10 protein-coding genes and 1 tRNA gene are annotated in these 12,271 nt (G+C 55.9%); 7 read left to right on the top strand and 4 right to left on the bottom strand.

What is annotated here, in order from left to right; all coding sequences use genetic code 11:
• Positions 1-194: Lrp/AsnC ligand binding domain-containing protein (locus tag LYZ69_09775; protein ID MDV3278732.1), on the bottom strand; the 194-nt coding region annotated here is incomplete at its 3' end.
• 57 nt (positions 195-251) lie between these two features.
• Between LYZ69_09775 and polX the strand changes: the two genes are divergently transcribed.
• Complete coding sequence (gene polX / locus LYZ69_09780; GenBank protein MDV3278733.1) at positions 252-1,940, top strand: DNA polymerase/3'-5' exonuclease PolX; 1,689 nt, start codon at positions 252-254, stop codon at positions 1,938-1,940.
• A gap of 113 nt (positions 1,941-2,053) precedes the next feature.
• Here the strand turns inward: polX and LYZ69_09785 are convergent, their stop codons facing one another.
• Complete coding sequence (locus LYZ69_09785) at positions 2,054-2,899, bottom strand: hypothetical protein (protein MDV3278734.1); 846 nt, start codon at positions 2,897-2,899, stop codon at positions 2,054-2,056.
• A gap of 61 nt (positions 2,900-2,960) precedes the next feature.
• Between LYZ69_09785 and LYZ69_09790 the strand changes: the two genes are divergently transcribed.
• Positions 2,961-3,070, top strand: a tRNA-Leu gene (locus LYZ69_09790).
• 129 nt (positions 3,071-3,199) lie between these two features.
• Here LYZ69_09790 and LYZ69_09795 read toward each other — a convergent pair.
• Both LYZ69_09795 and LYZ69_09800 read right to left on the bottom strand, forming a co-directional pair.
• On the bottom strand, positions 3,200-3,529 hold the full coding sequence (locus LYZ69_09795) for an antibiotic biosynthesis monooxygenase (protein MDV3278735.1): 330 nt from the start codon (positions 3,527-3,529) through the stop codon (positions 3,200-3,202).
• 69 nt (positions 3,530-3,598) lie between these two features.
• On the bottom strand, positions 3,599-4,432 hold the full coding sequence (locus tag LYZ69_09800) for a CPBP family intramembrane metalloprotease (GenBank protein ID MDV3278736.1): 834 nt from the start codon (positions 4,430-4,432) through the stop codon (positions 3,599-3,601).
• 129 nt (positions 4,433-4,561) lie between these two features.
• On the opposite strand from LYZ69_09800, the gene LYZ69_09805 reads away from it, so the two are divergent.
• The 5 genes from LYZ69_09805 to LYZ69_09825 all read left to right on the top strand — a co-directional run bounded on the left by LYZ69_09805 (position 4,562) and on the right by LYZ69_09825 (position 12,271).
• A complete protein-coding gene (locus tag LYZ69_09805; GenBank protein ID MDV3278737.1) occupies positions 4,562-6,610 on the top strand; it encodes a hydantoinase/oxoprolinase family protein in 2,049 nt (682 codons plus the stop codon).
• A gap of 4 nt (positions 6,611-6,614) precedes the next feature.
• Complete coding sequence (locus LYZ69_09810) at positions 6,615-8,360, top strand: hydantoinase B/oxoprolinase family protein (protein MDV3278738.1); 1,746 nt, start codon at positions 6,615-6,617, stop codon at positions 8,358-8,360.
• A 189-nt stretch (positions 8,361-8,549) separates the two neighbouring features.
• Positions 8,550-10,265 (top strand): ABC transporter substrate-binding protein, encoded by a 1,716-nt coding sequence (locus LYZ69_09815; GenBank protein ID MDV3278739.1) that lies wholly within the window; start codon positions 8,550-8,552, stop codon positions 10,263-10,265.
• 94 nt (positions 10,266-10,359) lie between these two features.
• Positions 10,360-11,400, top strand: a complete 1,041-nt coding sequence (locus LYZ69_09820) for an ABC transporter permease (GenBank protein MDV3278740.1) — start codon at positions 10,360-10,362, stop codon at positions 11,398-11,400.
• A gap of 1 nt (position 11,401) precedes the next feature.
• The gene (locus LYZ69_09825; GenBank protein MDV3278741.1) at positions 11,402-12,271 is read left to right on the top strand and encodes an ABC transporter permease; all 870 of its coding nucleotides are present in this window, start codon (positions 11,402-11,404) and stop codon (positions 12,269-12,271) included.

Consider the following 12,271-nt stretch of genomic DNA (forward strand, 5'->3'; position numbering starts at 1 on the left):
ACGACGTTGTAGACCTTCTGGTCGCTGGACACGACAATCTCCTTCTCCGTTTCGACCTCGGCGAGCAGGTCCCATTCGCCGGGTATCACGTGGACCACCTTGACCTCGTCTATCTTCAGGAGCTCGTCGATCACCTTCTTCTCGTTACCAGGCTCGACCTTGAGCAAGATGAACGCTTTCTGGATTCGGGACAACTGGGCTGCATGTCCCAGCACTGCGTTTAAAACTCTTGCCGCCATCTTCATTCGGGTTTGAAGAATCTCGAAGTGGCAGACCTTCTGGACAGGCTGGGGGACCTCGTCGAAGCCAACGGCGAGGACAGGTTCAAGGTGATTGCCTATCACAGGGCTGCAACCAGCGTAAGGAACCTGGACACGGACATTGGTCAGCTCCAGAAGGAGGGTAAGCTCGAGGAGATCAAGTACGTCGGTTCCGGCATAGCCAAGAAGATTGACGAGTACCTTCGCACAGGCAGGTTGAGGGTGATGGAGGAGCTTCAGCAGAAGGTGCCACCTGGGGTGCCTGCGCTGATGAAAGTGCAGGGGATAGGTCCCCGGACGGCTTACAAGCTTAGTCATGATCTTGAAATCAATAGTGTGGACGAGCTGAAGAAGGCGCTCGAGGCCGGGAGGCTTGACGGAGAGTTCGGCGAGTCTGTACGCAGGTCATTCGTCGTTGGGATTGAGAAGCTGCAGAGTTTCCAGAAGAGGATGCTGCTGCCAGAGGCCGAGGGGACATTCCAGAAGCTCTCGAGCTACTTCGGAGCCCTGGGAATAGCTGTGGGCATGGCCGGGAGCCTGAGGAGGGGGAAGAGCACGATTGGCGACCTCGACCTGCTCTCGACCAACGGGAGGGCCTCCGCTGCGATGGCAGGCTGTCCAGGCGTGCTTGGGGTGCTCGAGAGGGGGCCCAAGAGGACGAGCGTGAAGCTCAAGGAGGGTGTGCAGGTGGACGTCAGGGTCTTTGGAGAAGATGAATACGGAGCCGCCATGTGTTATTTCACCGGTTCCAAGGATCACAACATAGCGCTCCGGACCATCGCCGCAGACAAGGGATGGAAGCTGAACGAGTACGGCCTGTTCGACAAAGCCGGGAAGAGGTTGGCAGGTGAGACAGAGGAAGGAGTCTACGAGAGGCTCGGGCTCAGGTTCATTCCGCCAGAGCTGAGGGAGAACACCGGAGAGATCGATGCTGCGCGAGAGGGCACGCTGCCGAACCTGATCCACATGGAGGACATCAAGGGGGACCTCCAGATGCATACGACGTGGAGCGACGGATTGGAAGGGGTGGAGGCAATGGCGAGGGCAGCCAAGGAGAGGGGGTACGATTACATCGCGCTGACCGACCACTCGGTCTCAGTCCGCGTGGCAAACGGCCTTACGGAGGAGAGGTTCAGAAAACAGTGGAAGGAGATCGACAAGCTCAATGACGAGCTCGCCCCGTTCAGGGTAGTCAAAGCTCTGGAGTTGGAGATAAAGGGCGACGGCTCCCTGGACTTCGCGAGGGAATTCCTAGACGAGTTCGAGCTGGTCGGAGCGTCGCTGCACCAGAATTTCAGGCAGGATGCTCAGAAGCTGACGGAGAGGATCCTGAAGGCGCTCGCTCATCCCTCGGTCGACTTCATCTGTCACCCCACCAACAGGCTCCTCGGGAAGAGAGAGGGAAACCCAATTGACTTGGAAAGGGTTATCCGAGCGGCCAGGGATAGCGGCAAGATGCTTGAAATCGACGGAGAGCCGGCCAGGCTTGACCTTGACGAGGCTTGGGCAAGGAGAGCGATGGAGGAAGGGGTACCCATTGTGATTGACTCGGACGCCCACTCGGCCGGCGAATTGGACAACATTGGCTACGGAGTGATTGTCGCGAGGAGAGCCTGGCTGGAGGCCAAAGACGTCGTGAACACGAAGAGTTTGAGGACGCTACTGAATGCCGTCTCCTAGTCCGACCCCAGTATTGAGCGGTCAGGCGACAGAGGCGTGGACTGCGAGAGGCTTTGCAAGATGGTGTCTTCGCTTCGCGGAGGTCGAGGAACGGCCGTGCAGCTCTCTGAAACTTACTGTTTCTGCGCAAGTCTGACGGGCTTTTTCCACGGAAGAAGCATGAGCCTGCTTATGTGCCTAGTCCAAAGGCGGTTGCTTCTTGCCTTGACATACAGATCGAAACGGTCTAATCGCGCATGGATCTTTGAACTCGACGAGTTCTCGCTATCCTTCCGCTTGTAAATGGCGACCTCAATACCATACATGGTTTGCATAGCGTCTGCGATCTTGTCTAGGAGAAGAAGGTTCGAGTTATACAGATGAGCTCTCAGCGTGCCATTTGCTTCGCGATAAACCCCGCCGTCTGCATCCCAGAAGCCTGCAATAAGTGAACGCGCATACATTTGCGACTGAAGAATGAAGTCAATGTTCTCCCAGTATCTTGCTCCTTTGTACGAACATAGGGATCTTGAAAGGACTGTCGAGTTGCATCGAATGATAAACACACCATGTCTGGGCACGACATAGACATTGCCGAAACGCTTCAGCACCCGCTTGACGACTGGTTCGATCAAACTCCGTTCACGCTCTGAGACAATAGCGTCGACTTCTCGTCTGTTGGCATATCCGTCTCCCAGTATCCAACCCAGCGTATACGCGAGTTTCATCGTCAGCCTGATTTGGTGTTTCACGACAACTTGTCCTCTGTCAATCACGATGCGGGGGCTGTGGGGCGCTGATGTTACGAGTTCCGTGACGATTGTTGGCGTCCTTTTAGGCCGAATCTCCACACCTGATTGACGCAGCGACCTGGTCACGAAAGTGTTGGAGAGGCCGAGTCGCCTTGCAATAATGTCTCTAGGTAGCCCTTCATCGACATAGAGATCCTTGATTGTCCTCGCATCAACTTTTCCAATCATCTTTGAACTTGTGAGAATTCGGCTCAATTCTTAATTAAACGCCAATCTCCTGATCAAACTCGCGGGGGTAGCCAAGCTTGGCCAACGGCATGGGACTTAAGGGCGTGCGTCCAGTGGCGCTGAGAGATCCCATCCCTCAGGGGTTCGTGGGTTCGAATCCCACCCCCCGCACTAACTCATTGCCCCGTTGTACCTGGACACGAGCTCCCCTGCCTTGCCCTCCATCAAGGCGATTGACACCCTCTGAATCCACAGCCTCCTGCTCTCCTTGTGGAGCTAGGCTAGGTCGGAAATGTCGGACTAGGGCTTGGCCGACTCGCCAACGAGATGGAGTTCGACGTGGAACTTCTTCACTTTCTCCTTCCCCGCTCTTACGCCGGCCAGCTTTTTCTCATAGCCTTTGTTCCTCCCGCTCTTTGCGTACCTCTCCGCACTCTTCTCGTCGTCCCACAGTGAGATGACAGCGAACTTATCCCTCCTTCCCACCTGGCGGAGGAGGTAGAGCCTCCTCATGCCCGCCAGCTTAGCCGCAGTCGAGGCCACTTCTTCCTCGAACTTCTTCACGAATTCGTCGCCTTTTCCTGCCTTTGCTTTCATTGTGATCAGTCTAGCGAACCTAGCCTCGGTCATCATAGCCTACACCAGTACCCCGTCAAGATAAACTTGGTGCAATCGCACACCGAGGCTCAAGGTCAAAACTCAAGCGGTGCGGGCGTCCTTGGGGACAGCGTCATGGATTTTGCCTCTCCCTCGAGACAGGCTAGTCCTGCGTGCCAACAGCTGATGGACTGCGACGACCCCGACCACCGGGGCTGTCAATTGCCCCAGCATCGCGATGATCGGACCGGAGACTCCGATGTACGGGACTACAAGAAGTGCGCCTATCCCGTCCCAATATCCATGGAGCAAGAGTACGGCCAATAGATTCCTGCCTGTGTACCAGTAGCAGAGGCTAAGGGAAACCGCGCCCACTACCACCAGTAGCAAGCCTGGGGCCGAGAACGCCCTTGAGCCCTCCGTCCAGAGCGCAGGGAGGTGGTAGGCGGAATAGAGGAGCGCAGACGCGAGAGCACCCACGCTCCCATCCTTGATGGCCTGGTTGAGTTCGTTAATCAGGTATGCCCTGAAGAAGAGCTCCTCAGCCATGACCAGTGAGATGAGACTGAATACGCCGCGGCTGAAGGAGAGTACGTCTGGATAGCACGCGTACCCGCCACTTCCACCAAAGCAGAGGTGAAACGGAGTTGTGACTACGCCGAACGCGAAAGTAAAGGCCACGAGAAGGCAGCCCCCCACTCCTATTTCGACCAGAGTGGAGCGACCCGTCGATTGCGCCTTCCTCCACAACCCGCTCCACCACAGCCCGAGTAGCGCCAACGCTGACAGTCCGAGTCCGACGAACACCGATTGCACCGGCACGATGACCCGCTCAAGACCGCCGAACAGCGACGGGTCCAGGTTGGTCACACTGATCAAGACGAAGGCGATCGAGAGAACAGACACCAGTCTGACAAATCGGAGACGGCGCAGCATCACGACGATACCCCATTAGGATGGCAAGCGATAAGAGCGCTGGCCAGGCCAACCGCAAAAGGGGAAGACGGGTTTCAGAATGTCCGAACTCTTATTAGAGTCGGTGGCTCGGCGCGGCACGTGTAGAAGTTGCCCGTTAGGATAGCTATTGACGTCGGTGGCACCTTCACCGACTTGTGCGCCTTCAACGAGGCGACGGGCGACTTCACCTTCGTGAAAGACTCCACGACTCCGGCAAACTTCGCAGAAGGGGTCATCAACGTGGTACGCAAGAGCAAGATCAAGGGTGAAGAAATGAACCGATTCATCGGAACAGGTTCCACTATGGTGATAAACGCTCTGACGGAGAAGAAGGGCGCGAAGACACTGCTCGTCACTACCAAAGGATTCAGGGATGTGCTCGAGTTGCAGAGGTCGAATAGGACGGACATATACAACTTCAGGTATGAAAAGCCAAAGCCATTTGTTCCGAGAAGCCTCAGGTACGAAGTTGATGAGAGAACGAACTACCGCGGCGAGGAAGTGCGACCGATAAATAGGAATGATGTGCTGAGAGTTGCGGACGCTTGTAATCGCCAGGGCGTCGAGGCTGTCGCGATTGCATTCTACAACTCCTATGCGAATCCGAAGCACGAGATAGAGTGCTACGAAATTCTGAGGGACAAGGTGAAGACGCCATACATAACCATGTCCCACGAGCTTTCCAGGGAATGGAGGGAATACGAACGCATGAACACAGCGGTTCTAAATGCGTTTGTCCAGCCGAAGGTGCACCAGTACCTCACGACGCTCGAGAGCGAACTGAGGAGGTTGGGAGCGAAGATAGGAGCTCACGTGATGCAGAGCAACGGCGGCATCTCCACCTTCGAGCAAGGGAGGAAGACACCAATCTATCAGGTCGAATCTGGTCCGATAGGCGGAGTTATCGGGGCACAGGTCGTCGGCAAGGCGATTGGGGATGACAACATCATTACGCTCGACGTGGGTGGAACCACAGCGAAGACATCATTGATCGACTCGGGCAGGATGAAGATAAACACAGAGTACTCCATCGGCAGGAGTCAGTTCTTTTCCGGTTACCCAGTCAAGGTGCCCGTTGTGGATATTGTCGAGATAGGCGCTGGCGGAGGAAGCATCGCCTGGGTCGATGAACTTGGCTCGCTCAAGGTGGGACCGCAGAGCGCAGGAGCAGACCCCGGTCCAGCGTGCGAGAACAAGGGTGGCACGAACCCAACGCTTACAGACGCTTTCGTCTTGACTGGGGTGATCGATCCGAACTATTTCCTCGGGGGAGAAATCAGACTCAGGCCGGACCTCTCGGAGAAGGCATACAAGACATTGGCCGAAAAGATGCGGATGAAGGCAATTGACGTGGCAATTGGTGTGATCGAGATTGCAACGGCGAACATGGTGAACGCCATCAAGCTCGTGTCGGTGCGCAGGGGCTACGACCCGAGAGACTTCACTATGGTGGCATTCGGAGGAGGGGGCCCGATGTTCGCCGTATCGCTTGCAGAGGAGCTTGGCATAAGGAAGGTCGTAGTTCCAAGAGTGCCAGGAGTCTTTTCCGCCTGGGGTATGCTGATGACGGACCTCAGGCACGACTACATCCGCACGAAAGTCGTCAGTCTGGAGTCAGGGAACTTGGACGAATTGCAAGGGATATTTGATGAGATGAGGAAGAAGGCCGCACAGCAACTGAGACTCGAGGGAATGGGCGACGACGATATGCGTTTCGAAGGATTCTTCGACATACGTTACCTGGGCCAGGAGCACACGATTTCCACCCCGGTTCCGATGAGCCTGAAGGCGGGAGGTATGCTGGCCACTATACACAAACGTTTCCAGAACCTGCACTACAAGGCCTACACTTTCAACCTGAAGGACCCGACGGAGGTGGTGAATGTGCGCCTGGTGGCGTTCGGGAGAGTGAAGAAGCGGCCTCCGAGGCCAATGAGGGTCTCCAGAAGGGCGAGGGCGAAGCCTACGAAGACAAGAATGGTATACCTCGATGAATCCGGATTCAAGCGACTTCCTGTATACTCGAGGGAGTCGATTCCGCTTGGAGCCAGAGTGAAGGGACCCGCGATAGTGGAGGAGCCAACGGCAACCACGATACTGAGGAGGGGCAACGTGATGACGAACGACAGATATGGGAATCTGGTAGTGGAGTTGTAGGAGAATGACCAAGATATCTGACTTCACTTTGGACATCATCGAGAACAGCCTCATCGCTTCAGCCGAGGAGACGTTCTCAGCCTTCGGTAGGGCGAGCAAGAGTCCCGTCATATACGAGGTCCTCGACTACGCCGCAGGCCTAACCGACGCGAACGGCCGGCTGGTCGCCCAGGCCAACGGAGTTCCTGGTTTCCTTGGGACACTCGACATGGCTGTCCAAGACTGCATCAAGAAGTTCGGGAAAGACGGGTTCTCGCCGGGAGACATATGCATCGTCAACGTGCCCTACAGCAGTGGAACGCACCTGAACGACGTGAATCTGATCATGCCAGTTTTTGCGAAGGGAAGAATCGTGGCGTTCTCCGCAATCAAAGGTCATTGGAGCGAGGTGGGTGGCATGCACTTTGGCAGCTGGACCTCTGATTCCACAGAGATCTACCAGGAGGGGATGATCTTTCCACCAATCAAACTGTTCGAAAAAGGCAAGGTCGTCCAAGCGATGGTTGACATGATCAGGGCGAACGTCAGGACACCCGACATGACGCTCGGCGACATGGAAGCCCACGCGGCGTCGCTAAGGGTCGGGGCGAAGAGGATAGAAGACATCTGCAGCAAGTACGGCGTCGCTACCGTTCTTGAAGCGATGAACAGAATCCAAGCCAAAGGAGAAAGGCTAACGAAACTCAGGCTGAAGGAGCTGCCGCACGGTACCTTCGAGGTCGAGGACACGGTGGACGACGATGGCATCACAGACACTCCCGTGCCAGTGAGGGCGAAGATTACCATATCGGACGACGAATTCGTGATTGATCTCAGAGGGTCAGGGAAGCAGGCCAGGGGTTCGATAAACTGTCCATGGTGCGCCACCGTTTCTGCAGCAAGGGCGATCTTCAAGGCCGTCACAGACCTGCACGGCCCGGTAAGCGACGGGAACTTCAGGGCGCTCAAGGTTATTGCCGACCCGGGCTCAATATTCAACCCGATTCCACCAGCCCCGACCTCGACGTACTGGGAATCAATGGCTTTCATCACAGACCTGGTTTGGCACGCGTTGGCGCCGCTCATACCCGACAGGCTGTCCGCGGGGCACTTCCTCAGCGTCTGCGGCACCATAGTCGGAGGCACGGACGACAGGACCAAGCAGCCGTTCGCCATAGTCGAGCCGCAGCCTGGAGGCTGGGGAGGGGCCCTCGGGAAGGACGGGGAGAGCGGACTGGTCTGCTCGGGAGACGGCGAAACCTACATCATGTCGAACGAGGTGATGGAAGTGAGATACCCCATAGTGGTTGAACAGTACGCACTGAACATAAGCGATGGTTGCGGGAAGGGAGAGTACAGGGGCGGTTTCGGCGTGGTGAAAGACTACAGAATAAACAACTCCAACGCGAGCTTCACCTCGTCCATGGGCCGCTCGCTCTACCCATGCTGGGGCATCAACGGTGGAACGAAGGGGACACCGAACTACTTCGTGATTGAGAAGGCGAACCAGGCTCCGCGAAGATTGAGGAAGATAGCTGCAGAGTCGATGCAAAAGAACGACCTGATCAGGCTCCGGACAGGAGGTGGGGGCGGTTTCGGAGACCCGCTCAAGAGAGATCCCGAAAAGGTCCTCGACGACGTGATCGACGAGTACATCAGCGTCGAACAGGCAAGGAACGACTATGGCGTTGTGGTGGACAAGTCAAGTATGAAGGTTGACCTTGAACAGACGAGGAAATTGAGGGAAATGCTCCTCGGCACACGGCGCTGACCACGCTGGCACCTCGGGCCTGACGCCAGCCTACTCCAGACTACGTGCGTCGAGGCGGTGAAGATTTTCCAAATCTGCTGGCGCGCCAATTCTTCACGCTAGTGTATCTCCGGTGCACACTCGTTCTGTCGACCGAACCAACTGGAACAAACGATTTTATATCGGTTTGACACTTCAACTTAATTACAGATGAAAACGCGAAGCCTTCAAAGAAGGTATGCGATAGGTAGAGGCATCACAGCCGTCATAATCATCATCATCCTAGTAATCGTGGGAGCTGGAGCATACTTCGTATTGACTCCAAGCACTGCCACCACGACAAGCCCGACCAGCAGCACCCCGACAAGCAGTACGACTACGCCCCCGACGCTCGCCTCTGGCACGCTCAGCGTATCTTTCGCAAATGTTCCCGTCACGGACCCGGCCAAGGGCTCCGATGAGGCAAGCTCGACAGCACTCGTAAACCTGTACGACAGCTTGGTCTTCCCCACCTCGGCTGGAACTCTCCAGCCAGACTTGGCGACATCCTGGCAGGTCTCCAGTGACGGACTCACATACACATTCAAGATGAGGCAGGGTGTGACGTTTCACAATGGAGACCCGGTGACAGCGAGCGACGTCGTCTTTTCAATGAACAGACTGATAACTGTGGGCCAGGGATACTCTTACCTCTTCTCGCCCTACATAGGCAACGTAACGGCGCTCGACAGCTCAACAGTAGCGATACACCTGAAGAAGACATTTGGTCCGTTCCTGACTGCCCTAGTCAGACTTTACATTCTCGACCAGAAGCAGGTGGTGGCCAACATAGGTTCAGGGCCGTACGGGAGCAACGGTGACTACGGGTCGACCTGGTTGCTCACGCACGACGCTGGCTCGGGGCCCTATTCGATTCAGGCGGCCAACCTGGAGTCATTCATGACGTTGCAGGCGTACACCAATTACTGGAACGGCACTCAGACTAATCAGCCTAGCACTGTCCAAATAATAGGCAGCACTTCGTCGACCCAGGCGCTCTTCAGCAGCAAGCAGATTCAGATAACGGACCAGTGGCAACCGTACTCAACCGTAGCGTCGCTGGCGCAATTGAAAGGAGCTAAGCTGGTCACAATCCCAACAGTCAACGAGTTCTATCTTATGATAAACACGAAGCAAGCTCCAACCGACGACATATTCGTCAGGGAAGCGATGACATACGCCTTCAACTACACCGCCGTAGTCAACGACATCTTCACCGGCAGCAAACCCTCAGCTGGTCCGGTGCCATCCGCTCTGCCGGGGCACGACTCAGCTATCCCCGTAGGGCAACAGAACCTGGCACTGGCCAAGCAACTCATGGCGAAATCGAAGTACGCAGGTCAGCTCAACAACTATCCAGTGAAGTACTTCTGGGTCACCCAAGTGCCAGCTGAGCAGAAGATGGCACTCCAGTTCGCTTCAGACATGCAACAAATAGGAATAACAGTCCAGGTGATAGGACAGCCATGGCTGACAGTTGTAGCGGACTTGGCTAACCTGACAAGCTCGCCCAACATCGTGTCAATCCAGGACGGTGCGAGCTACTTCGAGGCAGGCTCTGTTCTCCAGTCGAGGTACACTTCGGCATCAGACGGAACCTGGGAGCAGAACGAGTGGCTCCAGAACACCACGCTAGACAACATGATCTACTCGGCGCTGTCGACTCTCGACCAGACTGCACGCTTCAAGGCCTACGCCACAATTCAGCAGCAAATCTACAACATGTACCCCACAATCTGCGCCTTCGACGTGTATGAGGTCAGGGCGTACTATCCGACCGTCGTGAACTGGTACGCGGCAAACGGCCATCCAATCGTCTTGCTGGGATACGACTTCTACTTCAGGGACTTCCAGTTCTACCCATCGCAACTGGCCGCGCTCGGCTGATAGCCTGGGCACGGCCCCCCTTTTTTGTCTGATTGTCTCGCGTATCAAGGGGGTTAAATTGCTTTGATGCGGGATGGCGGAACGGCCTTTTCGGATGAGTAGCCGCACGAGTTCGTGGACCTTCGTCCTGAAGAGGATTGGTTACTCCGCTGTCTCCCTGGTTGGTCTCTCCATTCTCATCTTCGTAATAGCCAGAGTCCTCCCCGGGGACCCTGCGAGGCTTGCCCTGGGACCCAGGGCCCCACAGTCTATTGTGGATGCACTCCGCGCCCAGCTGCACCTCAATGACCCGATATTCGTCCAGTACTTCTACTGGATCCAGGGGATCTTCAGCGGAAACTGGGGTATCTCTCTCTTTACGCAGAGGAACGTCATTCTAGACGTTCAGGAGTTCTTGCCAGCCACTGTGGAGCTTATCATGTTTGCTGCGATAATTGACCTGGTTCTTGCTGTACCGCTTGGACTGGTCGCGGGAAGATTCGCGAACTCGGCGGTCGATAATGGCGTCAGGGTTCTGTCTTACCTGGGCATCGCCGTGCCTTCATTCGTCGTTGCGGTACTGCTGCAACTCTCCCTTGGGTATGGCACTAACCTCTTCCCAGTCATCGGGAGACTGAGTCAATCGGCCACCCCTCCCCCGACCATCACGGGGCTGTATACGATTGATTCCATTCTGACAGGCAACTACGCAGATCTCGCAGACGCCATCTGGCACCTCGTCCTGCCTGCCTTCGCCCTGGCTCTGGGTCCAATCGCGCAGGAGGCGAGAATAATGCGTTCCGCAGTGGTCGAGAACCTCCGCAAAGACTACACGCTTTCAGAGGTGTCTCACGGTCTTCCCGAGCGTACAATCACGCTCAAGTACCTCATGAAACCCTCCCTCATCCCCACAATCACGATCTACGGCCTCGACATTTCGGCTCAGATAGCGAACGCATTCCTGATTGAGCTCATCTTCAACTGGCCTGGGTTTTCAAGATACGGCCTCAACGCGATGCTGAGCAAGGACCTGAACGCGATTGTGGCTGTCGTCATAGTAGCCGGATTCATGTTCGCCATTGCAAACATTCTCGTCGACATAGTCGTCGGCTACCTTGATCCAAGGATCAGGCTGCAGGAAAGGAGTGAAGAGTAGCTTGAAGTCAGGGAGGAGTCTTTCTGAAAGATACAGACGCTACTGGTACAAGTTCAGAAGGAACAAGCTTTCCGTCGTCGGGCTGGCTGCAATCATCGGGGTCATCTTCGTTGCTACATTCGCGCCCTGGCTGGCTCCATACCCCGCGAGCGCCGGACTTTACGTGAACTTTGCCAATGCGGGCACACCTCCATCCTCCGCTCACGTCTTTGGCACAGACGAGATAGGACGAGACATCGTCAGCCGCATAGTGTTTGGATTCAGATACTCCCTGATGCTGATGGGTGTGGTCCTGTCGATAAGCGTCGCTCCCGGCGTCATACTGGGTCTTGTCGCCGGGTACTACATCGGGCGGTGGCTCAGCACCGTGATTATGAGGCTGGCGGACATCTTCGTCGCCGTCCCCCCTCTGCTTCTCGCATTATCCGTGGCTTCGGTCCTAACTCCGAGCGCTGTCAACGCGATGCTCGCCGTCTCCCTAGCGTGGTGGCCATGGTACACAAGGTTGGTCTACAGCTCTGCCTCATCGATTAGGAACGAGGACTTCGTGCGCGCTGCAGAGCTCGTCGGCGCGAGCAGATGGCACATAATGTTCAACGAAATACTGCCAAACGCTCTCGGCTCGATCCTGACGAAGGTGACGCTGGACTGCGGCTGGGTTATACTGATAGGCGCCTCGCTTAGCTACGTGGGTCTGGGGGCGCAGCCTCCGACGCCAGACCTTGGTACGATGATAGCTGAAGGGTCTACCTACCTGCCGGGAGAGTGGTGGATCAGCATATTCCCTGCGCTCGCCATAGTCATCGTGATTCTGGGCTTCAATCTTCTTGGAGACGGAGTCAACGACATGTTCTCGGCAGGAGCAACATAG

It is taken from the genome of Nitrososphaerales archaeon (assembly GCA_032906765.1).
Classification (GTDB): domain Archaea; phylum Thermoproteota; class Nitrososphaeria; order Nitrososphaerales; family Gagatemarchaeaceae; genus DASPPF01.

Coding starts and splice junctions, on each gene's coding strand:
- LYZ69_09785 (MDV3278734.1), bottom strand. CDS start 2,899: ATGATTGGAAAAGTTGATGCGAGGACAATCAAGGATCTCTATGTCGAT.
- LYZ69_09795 (MDV3278735.1), bottom strand. CDS start 3,529: ATGACCGAGGCTAGGTTCGCTAGACTGATCACAATGAAAGCAAAGGCA.
- LYZ69_09800 (MDV3278736.1), bottom strand. CDS start 4,432: ATGCTGCGCCGTCTCCGATTTGTCAGACTGGTGTCTGTTCTCTCGATC.
- LYZ69_09810 (MDV3278738.1), top strand. CDS start 6,615: ATGACCAAGATATCTGACTTCACTTTGGACATCATCGAGAACAGCCTC.
- LYZ69_09815 (MDV3278739.1), top strand. CDS start 8,550: ATGAAAACGCGAAGCCTTCAAAGAAGGTATGCGATAGGTAGAGGCATC.
- LYZ69_09820 (MDV3278740.1), top strand. CDS start 10,360: ATGAGTAGCCGCACGAGTTCGTGGACCTTCGTCCTGAAGAGGATTGGT.